The 19,359-nt window shown below is 61.0% G+C and carries 14 protein-coding genes and 1 pseudogene; 10 read left to right on the top strand and 5 right to left on the bottom strand.

Translation table 11 applies throughout. The features are described from left to right. Nucleotides 1–8 precede the first annotated feature (8 nt). The 6 genes from BLW24_RS15075 (at nucleotide 9) to BLW24_RS15050 (ending at nucleotide 7,145) form a co-directional block, all read left to right on the top strand. Complete coding sequence (locus BLW24_RS15075) at nucleotides 9–2,711, top strand: [protein-PII] uridylyltransferase (protein ID WP_090383216.1); 2,703 nt, start codon at nucleotides 9–11, stop codon at nucleotides 2,709–2,711. A gap of 72 nt (nucleotides 2,712–2,783) precedes the next feature. After that, nucleotides 2,784–3,980 carry a succinyldiaminopimelate transaminase gene (gene dapC / locus BLW24_RS15070; RefSeq protein ID WP_090383209.1) on the top strand — a complete coding sequence of 399 codons (1,197 nt, stop codon included), beginning with the start codon at nucleotides 2,784–2,786 and terminating at the stop codon, nucleotides 3,978–3,980. Then, nucleotides 3,980–4,327 (top strand): ArsC family reductase, encoded by a 348-nt coding sequence (locus tag BLW24_RS15065; protein WP_090383203.1) that lies wholly within the window; start codon nucleotides 3,980–3,982, stop codon nucleotides 4,325–4,327. Before dapC ends, BLW24_RS15065 begins: the two co-directional genes overlap by 1 nt. A gap of 39 nt (nucleotides 4,328–4,366) precedes the next feature. Beyond that, nucleotides 4,367–5,401, top strand: coding sequence for a 2,3,4,5-tetrahydropyridine-2,6-dicarboxylate N-succinyltransferase (dapD, locus tag BLW24_RS15060; protein ID WP_090383198.1), 1,035 nt, complete (start codon nucleotides 4,367–4,369; stop codon nucleotides 5,399–5,401). Nucleotides 5,402–5,526: 125 nt separating this feature from the next. Next, nucleotides 5,527–6,732 (top strand): aminotransferase class V-fold PLP-dependent enzyme, encoded by a 1,206-nt coding sequence (locus BLW24_RS15055; RefSeq protein WP_090383191.1) that lies wholly within the window; start codon nucleotides 5,527–5,529, stop codon nucleotides 6,730–6,732. Further along, the gene (locus tag BLW24_RS15050; RefSeq protein ID WP_090383185.1) at nucleotides 6,729–7,145 is read left to right on the top strand and encodes a SufE family protein; all 417 of its coding nucleotides are present in this window, start codon (nucleotides 6,729–6,731) and stop codon (nucleotides 7,143–7,145) included. The genes BLW24_RS15055 and BLW24_RS15050 overlap by 4 nt, the downstream gene beginning before the upstream one ends. On the opposite strand, the gene BLW24_RS15045 is transcribed toward BLW24_RS15050, so the two are convergent. Both BLW24_RS15045 and tcdA read right to left on the bottom strand, forming a co-directional pair. Next, nucleotides 7,142–7,936: a substrate-binding periplasmic protein gene (locus BLW24_RS15045; RefSeq protein ID WP_090383179.1), complete on the bottom strand. Its 795-nt coding sequence runs from the start codon at nucleotides 7,934–7,936 to the stop codon at nucleotides 7,142–7,144. The genes BLW24_RS15050 and BLW24_RS15045 overlap by 4 nt on opposite strands. A 131-nt stretch (nucleotides 7,937–8,067) precedes the next feature. Continuing rightward, complete coding sequence (gene tcdA, locus BLW24_RS15040) at nucleotides 8,068–8,877, bottom strand: tRNA cyclic N6-threonylcarbamoyladenosine(37) synthase TcdA (RefSeq protein WP_090383173.1); 810 nt, start codon at nucleotides 8,875–8,877, stop codon at nucleotides 8,068–8,070. A 250-nt stretch (nucleotides 8,878–9,127) separates the two neighbouring features. Here tcdA and BLW24_RS15035 point away from each other — a divergent pair, with 250 nt between their 5' ends. From BLW24_RS15035 to BLW24_RS15020, 4 genes are all read left to right on the top strand, one after another. Further along, nucleotides 9,128–11,722: a glycosyltransferase gene (locus BLW24_RS15035; RefSeq protein WP_090383168.1), complete on the top strand. Its 2,595-nt coding sequence runs from the start codon at nucleotides 9,128–9,130 to the stop codon at nucleotides 11,720–11,722. Nucleotides 11,723–11,815: 93 nt separating this feature from the next. Then, entirely contained in the window at nucleotides 11,816–12,970 is a 1,155-nt protein-coding gene (gene dapE, locus BLW24_RS15030) for a succinyl-diaminopimelate desuccinylase (RefSeq protein ID WP_090383165.1), read from the top strand. Beyond that, entirely contained in the window at nucleotides 12,967–13,773 is an 807-nt protein-coding gene (locus BLW24_RS15025; protein WP_090383157.1) for a putative RNA methyltransferase, read from the top strand. The genes dapE and BLW24_RS15025 overlap by 4 nt, the downstream gene beginning before the upstream one ends. 2 nt (nucleotides 13,774–13,775) lie before the next feature. Next, nucleotides 13,776–14,147 (top strand): hypothetical protein, encoded by a 372-nt coding sequence (locus BLW24_RS15020; RefSeq protein ID WP_090387753.1) that lies wholly within the window; start codon nucleotides 13,776–13,778, stop codon nucleotides 14,145–14,147. Nucleotides 14,148–14,210: 63 nt separating this feature from the next. On the opposite strand, the gene fadD1 is transcribed toward BLW24_RS15020, so the two are convergent. The 3 genes and pseudogenes from fadD1 to BLW24_RS15005 form a co-directional block, all read right to left on the bottom strand. Next, nucleotides 14,211–15,899, bottom strand: coding sequence for a long-chain-fatty-acid--CoA ligase FadD1 (gene fadD1 / locus BLW24_RS15015; protein ID WP_090383152.1), 1,689 nt, complete (start codon nucleotides 15,897–15,899; stop codon nucleotides 14,211–14,213). Between the two features lie 383 nt (nucleotides 15,900–16,282). Next, nucleotides 16,283–17,970: pseudogene (gene fadD2, locus BLW24_RS15010) on the bottom strand (long-chain-fatty-acid--CoA ligase FadD2). A 374-nt stretch (nucleotides 17,971–18,344) separates the two neighbouring features. After that, nucleotides 18,345–19,325, bottom strand: a complete 981-nt coding sequence (locus BLW24_RS15005; protein ID WP_090375326.1) for an IS5 family transposase — start codon at nucleotides 19,323–19,325, stop codon at nucleotides 18,345–18,347. Between the last annotated feature and the right edge of the window lie 34 nt (nucleotides 19,326–19,359).

Here is a 19,359-nt window from a genome sequence, read left to right as displayed (position 1 = left end):
AGGCCGCAATGCCGCAGGTAGATCCCGAGCTGTTCGACCGCGGCCAGTTCCAGGCGGAACTGGCCCTCAAGGCCAGCCCTATTGCGGCGTTCAAGAAGGCTATCCGCCACGCCCGCGAAGTGCTCGACGGGCGCTTCACCAGCGGCCGTGATGTACGCCGCCTAGTCGAGGACCGCGCCTGGTTTGTCGACCAGATCCTGCGCGAAGCCTGGGATCGCCTGTCTTGGAGTGAAGATGCCGATATCGCCCTGCTGGCCGTCGGCGGCTATGGCCGTGGCGAGCTGCACCCCTTCTCCGATATCGACCTGCTGATTCTGCTCGACAACGCCGACCACGAAACCTTCCGCGAGCCCATCGAGCGCTTCCTCACCCTACTGTGGGACATCGGCCTGGAAGTTGGACAAAGCGTGCGCAGCGTGGACGAATGCGCCGAGGAAGCCCGCGCCGACCTGACGGTGATCACCAACCTGATGGAAAGCCGCACCATCGCTGGCCCCGAGCGCCTGCGCCTGCGCATGCAAGCAGTCACCAGCACCGAGCAGATGTGGCCGAACAAGCAGTTCTTCCTGGCCAAGAATAAAGAGCAGCGCGCCCGTCACGGCAAATACAACGACACCGAATACAACCTGGAACCCAACGTCAAAGGCTCACCCGGTGGCCTGCGCGACATCCAAACCATCCTCTGGGTCGCGCGCCGGCACTTCGGCACGCTGAACCTGCACGCCATGGTCGGCCAGGGCTTTTTGCTGGAAAGCGAATACGCCCTGCTCGCCTCCAGCCAGGAGTTCCTCTGGAAGGTGCGCTATGCCCTGCACATGCTTGCCGGGCGCGCCGAAGACCGCCTGCTGTTTGACCATCAGAGCAAGGTGGCGGCCCTACTGGGCTATGAAGAAAGCGACAGCAAGCGCGCTATCGAGCGCTTTATGCAGAAGTACTACCGCGTGGTGATGGCGATCGCCGAACTGAGCGATCTGATCGTCCAGCACTTCGAAGAGCAGATTCTGCACGCTGGCGAAATTGGCCAGGCCACGCCGCTTAACAGCCGCTTCCTGCTGCGTGATGGCTATATCGAAGTCGCGCACCCCAATGTGTTCAAGCGTACGCCGTTTGCCATCATGGAAATCTTCGTGCTGATGGCCCAGCACCCCGACATCAAAGGCGTGTGTGCCAACAGCATCCGCCTGCTGCGCGAGCACCGTCATCTGATCGACGATGATTTCCGCCGTGATATCCGCAACACCAGTCTGTTCGTTGAACTGTTCAAAAGCCCGCAAGGTATTCACCGCAACCTGCGGCGAATGAACCGTTACGGCATCCTCGGCCTGTACCTGCCGGAGTTCGGCCATATCGTCGGGCAGATGCAGCACGACCTGTTCCACATCTACACGGTCGATGCGCACACGCTGAACCTGATCAAGCACCTGCGTAAATTCAAGTGGACCGAGCTGGCGGAAAAATTCCCGCTGGCCAGCAAGCTGATCGACAAACTACCCAAGCCCGAACTGATCTACATGGCCGGGCTTTACCACGACATCGGCAAAGGTCGTGGCGGCGACCATTCGGAGCTCGGCGCAGTGGATGCCGAGGCCTTCTGTGTGCGCCACCAGCTGCCGAACTGGGACTCCAAACTGATTGTCTGGCTGGTACAGCACCACCTGGTGATGTCCACCACCGCGCAGCGCAAGGACCTCTCAGACCCGCAGGTGATATTCGACTTCGCCCGCCTGGTTGGCGACCAGACCCGCCTGGATTACCTCTACGTACTGACCGTGGCCGACATCAACGCCACCAACCCCAGCCTGTGGAACTCCTGGCGTGCCAGCCTGCTGCGCCAGCTCTACACCGAAACCAAGCGCGCCTTGCGCCGCGGCCTGGAAAATCCGCTGGACCGCGAAGAACAGATTCGCCTGACGCAGATCGCCGCCCTGGACATCCTGGTGCGCGGCGGCACCGACCCGGACGACGCCGAGCAGCTGTGGTCGCAACTGGGTGACGACTACTTCCTGCGCCATACCGCCAACGATGTGGCTTGGCATACCGAAGCGATTCTCCAGCACCCCAACGATGGCAACCCACTGGTGCTGATCAAGGAAACCACCCAGCGCGAGTTCGAAGGCGGCACGCAGATATTTATCTATGCCCAGGACCAGCACGACTTCTTCGCCGTGACGGTGGCGGCCATGGCCCAGCTTAACCTGAACATCCATGACGCGCGGATTCTCACCTCCACCAGCCAGTTCACTCTCGACACCTATATCGTGCTCGAAGGTGAAGGCGGCTCGATTGGCGAAAATCCAGCGCGAACCAAGGAAATTCGCCAGGGCCTGATCGACGCACTGAAGAACCCGGACGATTACCCGAACATCATCCAGCGTCGCGTACCGCGCCAACTCAAGCACTTTGCCTTCGCGCCGCAGGTGACCATTCACAACGATGCGCACCGACCGGTGACCATCCTCGAAGTCACCGCACCGGATCGCCCTGGCCTGCTGGCACGGATCGGGCGAATCTTCCTCGATTTCGACCTGTCACTGCAGAACGCCAAGATCGCCACACTGGGCGAGCGAGTGGAAGACGTGTTCTTCGTCACCGATGCGCACAACCAGCCACTGTCCGACCCCGAGCTGTGCACGCGCCTGCAGGAAACCATGGTCGCGCAGCTCTCCGACGCACCGGGTACGCAGGTCGAACCTAGCCGAATCGTTATTTAAACCACTTGCTCTTATACCCTTGAGCCGCCCGACATCCAGGATGCGGGCGCAGGCAGAACTCAGGAAGCAACAATGAACGACGCGTTAAACCAGCTGCAGCCCTACCCGTTCGAAAAGCTTCGCGCCCTGCTGGGCAGCGTGCAGGCTCCAACCGACAAGAGCCCGATTGCCCTGTCGATCGGCGAGCCGAAACACCGCTCGCCGGAGTTTGTCGCTGAAGCATTGCGCACCAACCTCGACCAGCTTGCGGTCTACCCGACCACCCTGGGCATTCCGGCGCTGCGTGAAGCCATCGCCAACTGGTGCGGTCGCCGTTTCGGCCTGCCGGCCGGTGTACTTGAACCGGCGCGCCATGTGCTGCCGGTCAACGGTACCCGTGAGGCGCTGTTCGCCTTTACCCAGGCCGTCGTCAAGCGTGACGCGAACGGTTTGGTGGTCAGCCCCAACCCCTTCTATCAGATCTACGAAGGCGCAGCCCTGCTCGCCGGCGCGCAGCCGCACTACCTACCGTGCCTGGAAGAGCACGGTTTCAACCCGGATTTCGACGCGGTCAGTGACGAGATCTGGCAACGCTGCCAGATCCTCTTCCTCTGCTCGCCCGGCAACCCCACTGGCGCGCTGATCCCGCTGCCAACGCTGAAGAAGCTGATCGCCCTGGCCGACAAGTTCGACTTCGTCATCGCCGCCGACGAGTGCTACAGCGAGTTGTATTTCGATGAAACCACCCCGCCGGCCGGCCTGCTGACCGCCTGCGCCGAACTGGGTCGACATGATTTCAAACGCTGCGTGGTGTTCCACAGCCTGTCCAAGCGCTCCAACCTGCCAGGCCTGCGCTCGGGCTTCGTGGCTGGCGACGCCGACATTCTGAAATCATTCCTGCTGTACCGTACCTACCACGGCTGCGCCATGCCGGTGCAAACCCAATTGGCCAGCGTCGCCGCCTGGAACGACGAAGCCCACGTCAAGGCCAATCGCGACCTGTATCGCGAGAAGTTCGAGGCGGTGCTGGCGATTCTGGATGGCGTACTGGATGTACAGCGCCCGGATGGCGGCTTTTACCTGTGGGCGAAAACCCCGATAGACGATGAAACATTTACCCGCGAGCTGTTTGCCCGCGAGCATGTCACCGTAGTGCCCGGCTCCTACCTGTCGCGTGCAGTGGACGGCCACAACCCCGGTGCCGGCCGTGTGCGCATGGCCCTGGTCGCGCCGCTGGCTGAATGCGTGACCGCTGCCGAACGTATCCGCGACCTTGTGAAGAGCCTCTGATGAGCAAGACCCTGTTTGGCATAAAAGCCTGTGACACCATGAAAAAAGCCCGCACCTGGCTCGACGAGCACGGGGTAAGCTACGCCTTTCATGATTACAAAGCCTGCGGCATAGACCGTGGCAACCTGGAGAAGTGGTGCAATGAGCATGGCTGGGAAACCATCCTGAACCGTGCAGGCACCACCTTCCGCAAGCTGGACGAGGCGCAGAAAAACGACCTCGACCAGCACAAGGCGATCGAACTGATGTTCGCCCAACCGTCGATGATCAAACGCCCGGTGCTGGATCTCGGCAACAAGACCCTGGTTGGCTTCAAAGCCGACCGTTATGCCGCCGAGCTGGTTTGAACCAGTCGGCTCACACGAATTTGCGGTAAGGAAAACAGCATGAGCACAACTCTCTTCAGCCTGGCTTTCGGCGTAGGCACCCAGAACCGTCAGGGCACCTGGCTGGAAGTTTTCTACGCCCAGCCACTGCTCAACCCGAGCAGCGAGCTGGCCGCCAAAGTGGTGGAAAAACTCGGCTACCAGGGTGGCAACCAGGCCATCGCCATCAGCAACAACCAGGCCGGCGACCTGGCCGAAGCGCTGAAAAATGTCGATGCCGCGCAATCGGCCCTGCTCACCCGCCTGGCCGAAAGCCAGAAGCCGCTGGTGGTCACTCTACTCGCCGAAGACGCCGCGCTGACCAGCACGCCTGAGGCCTACCTCAAGCTGCACCTGCTGTCGCACCGCCTGGTCAAGCCGCACGGCCTGAGCCTCACCGGGATCTTCCCGCTGCTGCCGAACGTGGCCTGGACCAGCCAGGGCGCCGTCGACCTTGGCGAACTGGCTGAGCGTCAGCTGGAAGCGCGCCTGAAAGGCGACCTGCTGGAAGTCTTCTCGGTGGACAAGTTCCCGAAAATGACCGACTACGTGGTGCCGGCTGGCGTGCGTATCGCTGATAGCGCACGTATCCGCCTGGGCGCCTACGTGGGCGAAGGCACCACCGTGATGCACGAAGGCTTCGTCAACTTTAACGCCGGCACCGCTGGCCCAGGCATGATCGAAGGCCGCGTGTCGGCGGGCGTATTCGTCGGCAAGGGCTCGGACCTGGGCGGCGGCTGCTCGACCATGGGCACCCTGTCCGGTGGCGGCAATATCGTGATCTCGGTCGGCGAAGGCTGCCTGATCGGCGCCAACGCCGGTATCGGTATTCCGTTGGGCGACCGCAACACTGTGGAGTCCGGCCTGTACATCACTGCCGGCACCAAGGTGGCGCTGCTCGATGCGGACAACCAGCTGGTCAAGGTACTCAAGGCCCGTGACTTGGCGGGTCAGCCGGACCTGCTGTTCCGCCGCAACTCGCAAACCGGTGCCGTGGAGTGCAAGACCCACAAGTCGGCGATTGAGCTGAACGAAGCCCTACACGCGCACAATTAACCCTAGCGACAAACTGCAAGCCGAACGCTGCAGTTTTGTAGGATGGGTTGAGCGCAGCGATACCCATCACGCTCATTATGGGTATTGCTACGCTCAACCCATCCTAAGGTCTCGATTGCCTGCCCATGCTTATCCATTCTCCCTGGCGCACCGACTTTCCAGGCATTTTGGCTCTTGAAGCCGAAGGCCAGACCTACTTGGACAGTGCCGCCACCGCACAAAAGCCGCAGGCGATGATCGCGGCGCTGACTGGCTATTACCAACACGGTGCAGCCAATGTACACCGCGCCCAGCATCTGCCGGGCGAACGCGCCACCCGTGCGTTCGAGGCCGTGCGTGCGCAAGTCGCTGAATGGCTGAATGCTGCCAGCAGCGAGCAGACCATCTTCACTCGTGGCAGCAGCGAAGCCCTCAACCTGCTGGCCTACGGTTTGGAGCAACAGTTCCAGCCTGGCGACGAGATCGTCATCAGCGCCCTCGAACACCACGCCAACCTGCTGCCCTGGCAGCAACTGGCCCAGCGCCGTCAGCTCAAGCTGGTAGTACTCCCACTCGATCAGCACGGCGACATCGACCTTAGCAGCGCTGCCCAGCTTATCGGCTCGCGCTGCAGGTTGCTGGCCGTCAGCCAGCTGTCCAATGTACTCGGCCGCTGGCTGCCGTTGGCGCCATTGCTGGCCCTAGCCAAGGCTCAAGGCGCACTGACCGTAATCGACGGAGCCCAGGGCGCCGTACATGACCGCCCGGACATGCAGACGCTGGGCTGCGACTTCTATGTATTTTCCGCCCACAAGCTCTACGGCCCGGACGGCGTCGGCGTGCTTTATGGCCGACCCGAGGCCTTGGCGCGTTTGGCCCATTGGCAGTTTGGTGGTGAGATGGTGCAACACTGCGACTACCAACACGCTAGCTTTCGCCCTGCCCCCTTGGGCTTCGAGGCCGGCACCCCACCGATTGCAGGCGTGCTCGGCCTCGGCGCCAGCCTGGCCTACCTGAGCCGCCTGGATACCAACGCCGTGACCGCCCACGAAGCCGCACTGCACCAGCAACTGCTGACCGGCCTCAACGCCCGCGCCGGGATCCAGTTGCTGGGCACCCCGCAGGTGGCCCTGGCTTGTTTTAGCGTGGCCGGCGTCCACCATAGCGACCTGGCCCAGTTACTCTGCGAACAAGGCATCGCCGTGCGTGCCGGCCAGCACTGCGCCATGCCACTGCTGGCCAGACTTGGACTTGGCGGCGCAATTCGCGTCTCCTTGGGCTTGTACAACGACAGCAGCGACCTCGAACGTTTCTTCAACGCATTGGATCAAGCCCTGGAGCTGCTGCAATGAGCCTGCCGGCGGCCGCCAGCCAAGCCCTGCAAGCGTTCGCCGCCTGCCCAGGCTGGGAGCAACGCGCGCGCTTGCAGATGCACTGGGGGGAACGTCTTGCGCCGTTGCCTGCCGAGCAGTGCAGCAACGAGCATCTGGTGCAGGGCTGCGCCAGCCAGGTATGGCTGCTCGGCCAACAACACGAGGGACGCTGGTACTTTCAGGCTACCAGCGATGCCCGCTTGCTGCGTGGTTTGCTGGCCCTGCTACTGGCGCGGGTCAATGGTCTGTTGAGCGAGGAATTGGCAGCCGTCGACATGCTTGACTGGTTCAGCCAACTGGGTCTGGGCCGACAGCTCTCACCTTCGCGCAGCAACGGCCTGAATGCCGTACTGCAAAGCATGCGTGCCATCAGCCAGGGAGAGAGTGTTTAGAGTCGCGGCTCCCAAGCAGCAGCTTCACCACGCTCCAGCATCTCCTGCAAGCGCTGTAACTCGCCATTCTCCTGCAAGGGCCGTAAGGCGGCATCGAAAGCCTGGCGCAACTGTTCACCGCTTGCGTTCTTGCGAAACAGCAGGCCCAATTGCTCACGACTCACTGGTTTCGGATCATGAACGATTCTCTGCTGCTCTTCAGCAGTGAACAAGCGTCGTAACATGGCATAACCCACCGCCCGATCCTGCAAATGCACATCCACCCGACCAGCCAACAGTAAGCGCATGCCAACATCCTCCTTGCTGCTTTCCTGAATATTCAGGGCCAAGCTCTGCCGCGCCGCATCAAAGCCCGGCCCATAGGAGTAGCCCTTAGTAAGCGCGATCGTATAGGCCTCAAAGTCACGGAACTGTTGCCAGCTAAAGGCTTTGTCGCGTAAATGAAAAACCACCGCCTCGGAGCGTAGCAATGGCGCAGAGCAAAGACTGAACTGCTGCCGCTCCGGGTTGCAGATATAAGGCATCAGCACATCCAGCTGGCCAGTCTTGAGCAGATGAACGCCGCGTACCCAGGGGTAATAGTGATATTCCACCCGGTAACCGGCACGCCTGAACACCGCACTAATCAACCGTCCAAGCGGCCCGGCATCGGCGCGCTGCTGCTCAACGTAAGGCGACCAATCACCCGTACCAATTCGCACCAATTGCTCGGCCTGGGCCTGGACCCCGAGGAATAATACAAGCCCAGCGCACAGCACCGCACAACGCAGCCAAGTGACAACGACAGCCATCGCAAACCCCTCCCAATCCACCTGAAGCGCTTACCACGCCGCAGTCAGAGCCGCACATCAACGCTTCACAATCGATCACAGGTAAGAGTCTAGGCCTGAATCGGCCGCAGCAACTACCGCCTGGCGGCAACTCATGACGCCCTGGCGCGCTCGGAGGGCCGCCGCGTACCGGCGACCAGGCGGTCCACAGCCTTGGCGGCGGCGACCATACCGAACGTGGCAGTCACCATCATCACCGCGCCAATCCCTCCAGCGCAGTCCATGCGCACGCTTTGCCCGTCAAAGCGTTTTTGCAGGCAGATGCTGCCGTCTTCCTTGGGGTAGCGCAGCTGCTCGCTGGAGTAGACGCACGGCACGCTGTAGTTGCGCCCTGGTGTGCGTGAGAAGCCGTAATCGCGGCGCAGGGTGGAACGCACCTTGGAAGCCAGTGGATCGTTCCAAGTCTTGTTCAGGTCGCCGACCTGGATCTGCGTCGGGTCGATCTGCCCGCCGGCGCCGCCGGTAGTAATCACCTGGATCTTGCGCCGCTTGCACCAGGAAATCAGCGCAGCCTTGGCATTGACGCTGTCGATGCAGTCGATCACTGCATCCAGGTGCTCAGTGATGTACTCGGCCATGGTCTCACGCGTCACGAAATCCGCCACCGCATGCACCACACAGGCCGGGTTGATCGCCCGAATACGCGCCGCCATCACCTCGACCTTGGGCTGACCGACCGTGCTGTCGAGCGCATGCAGTTGGCGGTTGCTGTTGCTGACGCAAACATCATCCAGATCAAACAAGGAAATCTCGCCCACCCCGGAGCGCGCCAGTGCTTCGGCTGCCCAGGAACCCACTCCGCCAATACCGACCACCGCCACATGCGCAGCCGCCAGCCGTTCGGCTCCCTGACGACCATACAGACGAGCGATTCCGGCAAAACGTTGTTCATCCACAGGCATTCTTCTCTCTCGCAAGCCACAAGCGGCGCGCATTATAGGTAGCCGACGAGCTGCACCCAAGCATTGTCTTGGTCTAGCCCTACCTAACCGATGAACAGTCATAGCATATCGCCATCATCGGAACCTTCAAGACCGACAATCGCCCCATCAATATGCCGACCAGCCAGCTATACAGCCCAATGGCGGCGGCGTAGCATGCGCCACCCGACGCTCGTCGCTCTTTATTGCCCCTTCGCTGGACCTGCACACTATGCCTTCGCGTAAGTTTGGACTGAACCTGGTCATGTTCCTGGCAATTGCCGCTGTGTTTACCGGTATCTGGGCACTGTATAACCGCCCGATAACCGCACCAGACTGGCCTGAACAGATCTCCGGGTATTCATTTTCGCCCTTCCGCGCCGGGCAAAACCCGCAGCAGGACACCTACCCCAGCGATGAGCAGATGCGCGCCGACCTGGAACTGCTGAGCACCCAGACCGACAACATTCGCACCTACTCGGTAGACGGCCCACTGGGCAATATCCCCGAGTTGGCTGAAGAGTTCGGCCTGCGCGTGACCCTGGGTATCTGGATCAGTCCGGACCTTGCGCGCAACGAGCGGGAAATCACCAAGGCCATCGAAATTGCCAACAACTCTCGCAGCGTGGTGCGCGTGGTGGTTGGTAACGAAGCCCTGTTCCGCACTGAAGTGACGCCAGAGAACCTGATTGCCTACATCGATCGTGTACGCGCGGCGGTCAAGGTGCCAGTAACCACCTCCGAGCAGTGGCACATCTGGCAGGATCATCCGGAACTGGCGCAGCACACCGACCTGATCGCCGCCCACGTGCTGCCGTACTGGGAGTTCGTGCCGCTCGAGGACGCCACCAAGTTCGTCCTCGAGCGCGCCAAGGACCTGAAAAGACTCTTTCCGAAAAAAAACCTGCTGCTCTCCGAAGTCGGCTGGCCGAGCAACGGGCGCATGCGCGGCGGCGCCGATGCCTCCCAGGCGGACCAGGCTATCTACCTGCGCACCCTGGTCAATGCGCTGAACGCCAAGGGCTACAACTACTTCGTCATCGAAGCCTTCGACCAGCCGTGGAAGGCCAGCGATGAAGGCTCAGTGGGCGCCTATTGGGGGGTGTACAACCTCGAGCGCCAGGCCAAGTTCGCTTTCGAGGGCCCTGTGGTTGCGATTCCCCAGTGGCGTTTGCTGGCCATCGGCTCGGTGGTGCTGGCCCTGCTCAGCCTGGCGCTGATGCTGATCGACGGCAGCGCCCTGCGCCAGCGCGGCCGCACCTTCCTGACCATTGTCGCGTTCGCCGGCGGCTCGGCCCTGGTGTGGATCGGTTACGACTACAGCCAGCAATACAGCACCTGGTTCAGCACCCTGGTCGGTCTGTTACTGGGTATCGGCGCTTTCGGCGTATTTATCGTGCTGCTCACCGAAGCCCACGAACTGGCCGAAACCGCCTGGACCCGCGCACGCCGCCGACCGTTCCAACCCGTCGTCGCCGATACGGCCTACCGGCCCAAGGTGTCAGTCCACGTGCCCTGCTACAACGAGCCGCCAGAGATGGTCAAACAGACCCTCGATGCCCTCGCAGCGCTGGACTACCCGGACTACGAAGTCCTGATCATCGACAACAACACCAAGGACCCGGCCGTGTGGGAGCCGGTAGAAGCCTACTGCAAGGTTCTCGGCCCACGCTTCCGCTTCTTCCACGTTTCGCCGATTGCCGGCTTCAAGGGCGGCGCGCTGAACTACATCCTGCCGCACACCGCGCCAGAAGCCGAAGTGGTAGCGGTAATCGACGCCGACTACTGCGTCGACAAGAACTGGCTTAAGTACATGGTGCCGCACTTCAGCGACCCGAAAATCGCCGTGGTGCAATCGCCGCAGGATTACCGCGACGGCAACGAAAACATCTTCAAGAAGCTCTGCTACGCCGAATACAAGGGCTTCTTCCATATCGGCATGGTCACCCGTAACGACCGCGACGCGATCATCCAGCACGGCACCATGACCATGATCCGCCGCACCGTGATGGATGAACTGAAGTGGGCCGACTGGACCATCTGCGAAGACGCCGAACTGGGCCTGCGCGTATTCGAGAAAGGCTATAGCGCCGCCTACGCCCACGAAAGCTTCGGCAAGGGGCTGATGCCGGACACTTTTATCGACTACAAGAAGCAGCGCTTCCGCTGGGCCTACGGCGCCATTCAGATCATGAAAGGCCATGCACGCAGCCTGTTCCTCGGCAAGGACTCCGAACTCAAGACCGGCCAGCGTTATCACTTCGTCGCCGGTTGGCTGCCCTGGATTGCCGATGGCCTGAATATCTTCTTCGCCGTCAGTGCACTGCTCTGGTCGGCGGCGATGATCATCGTGCCGCAGCGGGTCGACCCGCCGCTGATGATCTTCGCCATCCCGCCCCTGGCGCTGTTCTTCTTCAAGCTGGGCAAGATCCTGTTCCTCTACCGCAAGGCCATGGGCGTCGACCTGATGCGCTCGTTCCAGGCTGCACTGGCGGGGCTGGCGCTGTCGCACACGATTGCCAAGGCAGTGCTCTACGGCACCTTTACCAAGACCATCCCGTTCTTCCGCACACCGAAGATGGCCAGCAACCACGGCATCCTGGTGGCCTTGGCCGAGGCCCGCGAAGAAGTGTTCATCATGCTGCTTCTGTGGGGTTCGGCCATCGGTATCAGCGTCGTCCAGGGCCTGCCCAGCGCCGATGTGAAGTTCTGGGTGGCCATGCTACTGGTGCAGTCGCTGCCGTACCTGGCGGCGCTGATTATGGCCCTGCTGTCGTCCCTGCCCGCGCCCCAGGCAAGTACGCAGGAAACCGCCGGTGCCAGCTGATTACAGGCGGGCTTGAATGCCAGACGGCGGCCAATGGCCGCCGTTTTGCTTTAAGATGGCGGCCTTTCCGCTTGATGCCGCCTTGGAGCCGCAATGACCGCCAACGCCACGCCCCTCTCCCCGACGCTGGAGCTTGCCTGCGAGCTGATTCGTCGTCCTTCCGTCACGCCGCTTGATGAAGGCTGCCAGGAGCAGATGACGCGCCGCCTTGCCGCCTGCGGTTTCACCATCGAGCCGATGCGTATCGAAGAAGTGGACAACTTCTGGGCCAGCCACGGCAGCCAAGAGGGCCCCGTACTGTGCTTTGCCGGGCACACCGATGTGGTGCCCACCGGCCCAGTACACAACTGGCAGCACCAGCCGTTCGATGCACTGATTGATGAAAACGGCATGCTCTGTGGCCGTGGCGCGGCGGACATGAAAGGCAGCTTGGCGTCGATGATCATCGCCGTTGAACGCTTTGTCGCCGAATACCCGGACCACAAAGGCCGTATCGCCTTTCTGATCACCAGTGATGAAGAAGGCCCGGCGCACCACGGCACCAAGGCTGTGGTTGAACGCCTGCGCGAACGTAACGAGCGCCTGGACTGGTGCATCGTCGGCGAACCATCGAGCACCACCCTGGTCGGCGACGTGGTGAAGAACGGCCGCCGCGGCTCGCTTGGCTGCACCCTCACCGTACGCGGCAAGCAAGGCCACGTGGCCTACCCGCACCTGGCCCGCAACCCGATTCACCTGGCCGCACCGGCCCTGGCCGAACTGGCCGCCGAGCACTGGGATGACGGCAACGCCTTCTTCCCGCCCACCAGCTTCCAGATCTCCAACCTCAACGCCGGCACCGGCGCGACCAACGTGATTCCGGGTGAACTGAAGGCCATCTTCAACTTCCGCTTCTCTACCGAATCGACGGTCGAGGGGCTGCAGCAGCGTGTTGAGGCCATCCTCAACAAGCACGGCCTGGATTTCGAGCTGGACTGGGCGCTCTCCGGCCTGCCCTTCCTCACCGAGCCGGGTGCATTGCTCGACGCCGTAGCGGCCAGCATCAAGGCGGTCACCGGCCGCGACACCAAGCCATCGACCAGCGGCGGCACCTCCGACGGGCGCTTTATCGCCACCCTCGGCACCCAGGTGGTCGAACTCGGCCCGGTCAACGCCACCATCCACCAGGTCGACGAACGTGTACTGGCCAGTGATCTGGATGTGCTGACCGAAATCTATTATCAAACCCTGGTCAATCTGCTCGCATGAGTCTGATCTGCCCGATCTGCCAGGCAGCCTTGCAGACGCTCGACAACGGCGTCGCCTGCCCGGCCAACCACCGTTTTGACCGCGCGCGCCAGGGTTACTTGAACCTGTTGCCGGTGCAGCACAAAAACAGCCGCGATCCGGGCGACAACGCCGCCATGGTCGAGGCGCGGCGGCGCTTTCTCGAAGGCGGCCATTACGCGCCACTGGCCAAACGCCTGGCCGAACTGGCGGCCCGTTATAGCCCGGCGCGCTGGCTGGATATTGGTTGCGGTGAGGGTTACTACACTGCGCAGATCGCCGACGCCCTGCCGCAGACCGACGGCTACGCCCTGGACATCTCACGCGAAGCAGTCAAACGCGCCTGCAAACGTGCGCCCCAGCTCAACTGGCTGGTGGCGAGCATGGCGCGCGTGCCGCTGAGTGACGCCAGCTGCCAACTGCTAGCCAGCGTCTTCAGCCCACTCGACTGGCAGGAAGCCAAGCGCCTGCTCGCCCCCGGTGGCGGCCTGCTGCGCATGGGCCCGACCCGTGAGCATCTGATGGAGTTACGGCAGAAGCTGTATGACGAAGTGCGCGACTACGATGATCAGAAGCATCTGGAGCTGATCCCCGAGGGCATGCGCCTGGCTCACAGCGAAACACTCACGTTCAATCTGCATCTGTCCAGCAGCGAAGCCCGTGCTGACCTGCTGGCCATGACCCCACACGGCTGGCGTGCCAGTGCCGAACGCCGCGCGGCGGTGATCGCCGAACCCTGCGACGTGACTGTCGCCATCCGCTACGACTGGATCGAGAGACTATGACCATGCGCCAACCGGATATCGAGATTTACCTGAAAGATGCCGACCACACCGCCATCGGCGAGTGGCTGAACAACGCACTGGGCCGCTGCACGCCCTGGCAGCAGAAAGGCCAGACCTTCAAGTGCATGGCCGGTGATGTGCCCGTCACCTGGCTGCCCAAGGCAGTCGGCAAATGGCACAGCCTGTTCCTGGAAAGCGACGCCACGCCCTGGGCCGACGACCTGGCCTGCGCCCAGGCCGCCTTCGCCGCACTGAATGTCGAAGTGCGCTGCGCGCCGGGCGGCTGGCAGGAAGAAGAAAGCGATGAACAAGCCGACCGTTGGATGCGCATCAGCGCCGATGGGGTGGAGGAAATCACCTGGCGCACCGGCTGACCGAGCGGTTTTCAACCAAGCACAAAAAACCCCGCCAATGCGGGGTTTTGTTTTACCGGGCGGTTATTTCTTGCCCAGTTTCTTCAGCTCTTCGTCACGCAGTTCGCGGCGCAGGATCTTGCCGACGTTGGTGGTCGGCAGCACATCGCGGAACTCTACGGCTTTCGGCACCTTGTAACCGGTGACGTTGGCGCGCATGTGCTCCATGACCTGCTCTTTGGTCAGGGTTTCACCCGGTTTGACCACCACGAAGATCTTGATCGCTTCGCCCGATTTCTCGTCCGGCACACCGATGGCCGCACACTGCAGCACGCCTGGCAGCGTGGCCAGCACATCTTCCAGCTCGTTCGGGTAGACGTTGAAGCCGGACACCAGAATCATGTCCTTCTTGCGGTCGACGATACGCATGTAACCGTCTTCCTGGATCACCGCGATATCGCCGGTCTTCAACCAGCCCTCGGCGTCGAGGATTTCGTCGGTGGCTTCCTGGCGCTGCCAGTAGCCCTTCATCACCTGCGGGCCTTTTACGCACAGCTCGCCAATCGAACCCAGTGGCTGCTCGACGCCTTCGTCGTCGATTACCTTACAAACGGTCGACGGCACCGGAATACCGATGGTGCCGATCTGGATATTGCTGAACGGGTTGGCCGAAGCCACCGGGCTGGTTTCGGTCATGCCGAAGCCTTCGCAGATCGAGCAACCAGTCACCTGCTTCCAACGCTCGGCGGTTGCCAGTTGCAGTGCCATGCCGCCGGAGAAGGTGGCCTTCAGGGTGGAGAAGTCCAGCTTGCGGAAGTCCTCGTTGTTGCACAGGGCAACGAACAGGGTGTTGAGGCCGACAAAACCGGTGAACTTGTACTTGGCCAGGTCCTTGGTCATGGCTGGTAGATCACGCGGGTTGGTGATCAGCACGTTGTGCCCACCAATCAGCATCATCGCCATGCAATGGAAGGTGAAGGCGTAGATGTGGTACAGCGGCAATGGCGCGATCAGCACTTCGCTGCCTTCGCTCATTTCCGAGCCCATCAGTGCCTTGACCTGCAGCATGTTGGCGATCAGGTTGCGATGGGTGAGCATCGCGCCCTTGGCCACGCCGGTGGTGCCGCCGGTGTATTGCAGCACGGCGATATCGCCATTGTTCGGCGCGGCATCCTTGGGTGCCTGGCCACGGCCTTTGGCCATGGCCGCAGTGAATTTAACGGCTTGCGGCAAGTTGTAAGCCGGCACCATCTTCTTCACATGCTTGACCACGCTGTTGACCAGCAGGCGCTTGAGGGGCGAAAGCATGTCACCGACTTCGGTGATGATAACCGTCTTGATCCCGGTTTTCGGCAGTACCTGCTCGGCCAGATGGGCCATGTTGGCCAGGCTGACTAGGGCCTTGGCGCCAGAATCGTTGAATTGGTGTTCCATTTCCCGCGCGGTATACAGCGGGTTGGTGTTGACCACCACCAGACCGGCGCGCAGAGCACCGAAGACCACAATCGGGTACTGCAGCACGTTGGGCAGTTGCACGGCGATACGGTCGCCGGGCTGCAGGTCGGTGTTCTGCTGCAAGTAGGCGGCAAAGATGCCGGACAACTCGTACAGCTCACCGTAGGTAATGGTTTTACCCATATTGCTGAAAGCTGGCTTGTCGGCGAAGCGTTGGCAGGACTCTTTCAGTACCGCCTGGATGTTCGGGTACTGGTCAGGATTGATTTCGGCAGCAATCCCAACGGGATACTTATCCTTCCAAAAGTTTTCGGTCATGGAAGCCCACTCCTCAGCAACAGCTTGATCTTCACCGCGCGTAGACGGTTGTTTATTGTAGATTTACGTGTTTTCTGCGACTTGAACGGCAAAAAAATTGCCGTGAGCAATTTTTGACGTCATACAGCGACGGCCCAAAAGGCGGATCACTATGGATGGTGGATCACAAAAAAGCCGCCCGAGAGTAGCAGCTTTGCCAAACAGCGACTAGCACCAATAAGCGCCGCAACAGTCACAAAAGTGACCACAACTCAATAATCAGTCATTTTCATAATTTCGCTGAAACCGGCGGACTATAGCCGTTGCGCAGCGACGGAAGGGATTTCAGCGCACCCGCCATTGCCACTGCGGTATGCGCTGAAACAGTCACGGCCTTGAAACGATCAGGCGATATCGCGCAGCTCGCGACGCAGAATCTTGCCGACCGGGGTCATCGGCAGCGAATCACGGAAAACGATCTGCTTGGGCACCTTGTAGCCGGTGAAATTCTCCTTGCAGTAGGCCTTCAGTTCATCGGCGTTGAGGCTGCTGTCACGCGCCACCACAAACAGTTTGACCACTTCCCCGGACTTCTCGTCCGGCACACCGATGGCCGCGCAACTGGCGACTTTCGGGTGGGCCATGACCACATCCTCGATCTCGTTGGGGTACACGTTGAAGCCGGAAACGATGATCATGCCCTTCTTGCGGTCGACGATGCGTACAAAGCCATCCGGATCGATCACCGCCACATCACCGGTTTTGAACCAGCCTTCGGCATCCAGCACTTCAGCGGTCGCTTCCTCGCGCTGCCAGTAGCCTTTCATCACCTGCGGCCCCTTGATGCACAGCTCGCCGCGTTCGCCCAGAGGCTGCTCGACGCCGTCATCATCGATCACCTTGAACGCCGTACCCGGAACAGGGATGCCGACCGTCCCAAGGCGAACCTTGTCACCGTAGGGGTTGGTACTGGCTACCGGCGAGGTTTCGGTCAGGCCATAGCCTTCAGTCACCGGACAACCGGTCATGGCCTGCCAGCGCTCGGCTGTGGCCTTGACCAGCGCCGTGCCGCCGGAGTTGGTCAATTTGAAATGGGAGAAATCCAGGTTCTTGAAGTCGGGGTTGTCCATCAGCGCGACAAACAGCGTGTTAAGCCCCAGCAGCGCGGAGAACTGCCACTTGCCCAATTCCTTGACGAAGCCGGGAATGTCGCGCGGGTTGGTGATCAGCACGTTGTGGTTGCCGTTAACCATCATGCACATGCAGTTCGCGGTGAAGGCATAGATATGGTAAAGCGGCAGCGGCGCAATCATGATTTCCTGGCCCTGCTTCATCAGCGGGGTGCCATCGTTGCCCAGCTGCGACAGACAGGCATCGACTTGCAGCATATTGGCCACCAGGTTGCCGTGGGTAAGCATCGCGCCCTTGGCCACACCGGTGGTGCCGCCGGTGTATTGCAACACGGCGATGTCTTCCTGGCCGACCTTGACCGGCTTCAGCGCATGGCCCTGGCCCTGCTTGAGCGCATCCTTGAAGCCCACTGCCTGCGGCAGGTGGTAGTCAGGAACCATCTTCTTGACCTTCTTCACCACAGTGTTGACCAACCAGCCCTTGAGGCTTGGCAGCAGGTCACCCATCTTGGCTTCGATCAGGTAATCGATCTCGGTATCCGGCAGTACGTCCTGCACCAGCTTGCCGAACATGTTCAGGTACACCAGCGCACGCACGCCGGCATCCTTGAACTGGTGACGCATCTCGCGCGCGGTGTACAACGGGTTGGTGTTGACCACAATCAGCCCGGCACGCATCGCGCCGAACACGGCAATCGGGTACTGCAGCACGTTGGGCATCTGCACGGCGATGCGCTCGCCCGGCTGTAGATCGGTGTGCTTTTGCAGGTAGGCGGCAAAGGCCGCCGAGAGCCGATCAAGCTCGGCATAGGTCAGGGTTACACCCAGGTTACTGAAAGCGGGCCGGTCGGCGAACTTCTTGCACGAGCGCTCGAACACCTCAATAACCGATTTGTAAGCCCCAGGTCGATGTCAGTGGGTACGCCGGCCGGGCGTTTGTCGCTCCAGAAATCAGGCTGCATTATTTTTATCCTCTTGCCCTGAGATGGTCTGATCCGCGCTGCGGAGTTGGCTGGACGTTAACAGCTAACGCCAAACAGGCAAATAGCCGGACAGCGTCATTGACGCACTGAATCTTGCCGCTCCCTGTGGAACTATCCTGCCGCGCCGCCTATAACCAATCTGCACCCTGCGCTGACGGCTCTCCATGCCTATCGTTCTATTCGCTGCAACCCTGCTGTTTCTCTTTGGGATCCTCTGAAGTAGCCATGCATTTCTGGCTGACGTCAGCCTCTGCTGATTTCGAAAGTGATAAATCGATCAAAAACGATCAGATTACCGGCTCATTTCTGTGTTTTTAGCCGCCGCGAGCACCTCGCGGCAGCCATTTCCAGCATTACGGGCGCACCTCTCCTGCATTCGTCAGTAAATGTCGGCGCGCCATCCACAGATTTGACAGCGCGAATAAAGTCACCAGTTGCGCCGTGTTTTTGACCAGGCCACGGAAGCGCGTCTTCACATAACCGAACTGACGCTTGATCACCCGAAACGGATGCTCGACCTTGGCTCGCACTTGGGCCTTGGCCTTCTCGATTTTGCGCTTGGCTTTGTACAGCGCGCTGCGCTTACCGAGTTTCTTGTAAGTGCTACGCCGTGCTGCAACCTGCCAGATCACTTGACGGCCCTCATGCTCGGGGCGCTTCTCGACACCGGTATATCCGGCATCGGCCCCCACCATGTTTTCCTCGCCGTGCAGCAGCTTATCGACCTGGGTGACATCCGCCACGTTGGCGGCAGTACCCACCACGCTGTGCACCAAGCCAGACTCGTCATCCACCCCGATGTGCGCCTTCATGCCGAAGTAATACTGATTGCCTTTCTTGGTTGAGTGCATCTCAGGGTCACGCTTACCGTTCTTGTTCTTGGTTGAACTCGGCGCGTTGATCAGCGTGGCATCGACGATGGTGCCTTGGCGCAGCGACAAACCACGGTCACCCAGGTAGCCATTGATCACGGCCAGGATGCCGGCAGCCAGTTCGTGTTTTTCCAGCAAGCGGCGGAAGTTGAGGATGGTGGTTTCGTCAGGAATGCGCTCCAGAGTCAGCCCGGCAAACTGGCGTAGGATGGTGGTCTCGTACAGCGCCTCTTCCATCGCCGGATCGCTGTAACCGAACCAGTTTTGCATCAGATGCACTCGCAGCATCGCCATCAGCGGATAGGACGGTCGGCCGCCTTCACCCTTTGGATAATGCGGCTCGATCAAAGCGATCAACCCTTTCCATGGCACTACCCGATCCATCTCGATCAGGAACAATTCTTTGCGGGTCTGCTTGCGCTTGCCGGCGTACTCGGCGTCGGCGAAGGTCATCTGCTTCATCGGAAAACTCGGCGGGTGGAGTGCGGATATTTTG

It is taken from the genome of Pseudomonas anguilliseptica (genome assembly GCF_900105355.1).
Classification (GTDB): Bacteria; Pseudomonadota; Gammaproteobacteria; order Pseudomonadales; family Pseudomonadaceae; genus Aquipseudomonas; species Aquipseudomonas anguilliseptica.
This window is presented reverse-complemented; position numbering and strand designations above follow the sequence as displayed.

Excerpts from the sequence above, each read along its gene's own strand:
- BLW24_RS15075 (WP_090383216.1), top strand. The coding sequence starts at position 9 with ATGCCGCAGGTAGATCCCGAGCTGTTCGACCGCGGCCAGTTCCAGGCG.
- dapC (WP_090383209.1), top strand. The coding sequence starts at position 2,784 with ATGAACGACGCGTTAAACCAGCTGCAGCCCTACCCGTTCGAAAAGCTT.
- BLW24_RS15065 (WP_090383203.1), top strand. The coding sequence starts at position 3,980 with ATGAGCAAGACCCTGTTTGGCATAAAAGCCTGTGACACCATGAAAAAA.
- dapD (WP_090383198.1), top strand. The coding sequence starts at position 4,367 with ATGAGCACAACTCTCTTCAGCCTGGCTTTCGGCGTAGGCACCCAGAAC.
- BLW24_RS15055 (WP_090383191.1), top strand. The coding sequence starts at position 5,527 with ATGCTTATCCATTCTCCCTGGCGCACCGACTTTCCAGGCATTTTGGCT.
- BLW24_RS15050 (WP_090383185.1), top strand. The coding sequence starts at position 6,729 with ATGAGCCTGCCGGCGGCCGCCAGCCAAGCCCTGCAAGCGTTCGCCGCC.
- BLW24_RS15045 (WP_090383179.1), bottom strand. The coding sequence starts at position 7,936 with ATGGCTGTCGTTGTCACTTGGCTGCGTTGTGCGGTGCTGTGCGCTGGG.
- tcdA (WP_090383173.1), bottom strand. The coding sequence starts at position 8,877 with ATGCCTGTGGATGAACAACGTTTTGCCGGAATCGCTCGTCTGTATGGT.
- BLW24_RS15035 (WP_090383168.1), top strand. The coding sequence starts at position 9,128 with ATGCCTTCGCGTAAGTTTGGACTGAACCTGGTCATGTTCCTGGCAATT.
- dapE (WP_090383165.1), top strand. The coding sequence starts at position 11,816 with ATGACCGCCAACGCCACGCCCCTCTCCCCGACGCTGGAGCTTGCCTGC.
- BLW24_RS15025 (WP_090383157.1), top strand. The coding sequence starts at position 12,967 with ATGAGTCTGATCTGCCCGATCTGCCAGGCAGCCTTGCAGACGCTCGAC.
- BLW24_RS15020 (WP_090387753.1), top strand. The coding sequence starts at position 13,776 with ATGCGCCAACCGGATATCGAGATTTACCTGAAAGATGCCGACCACACC.
- fadD1 (WP_090383152.1), bottom strand. The coding sequence starts at position 15,899 with ATGACCGAAAACTTTTGGAAGGATAAGTATCCCGTTGGGATTGCTGCC.
- BLW24_RS15005 (WP_090375326.1), bottom strand. The coding sequence starts at position 19,325 with ATGAAGCAGATGACCTTCGCCGACGCCGAGTACGCCGGCAAGCGCAAG.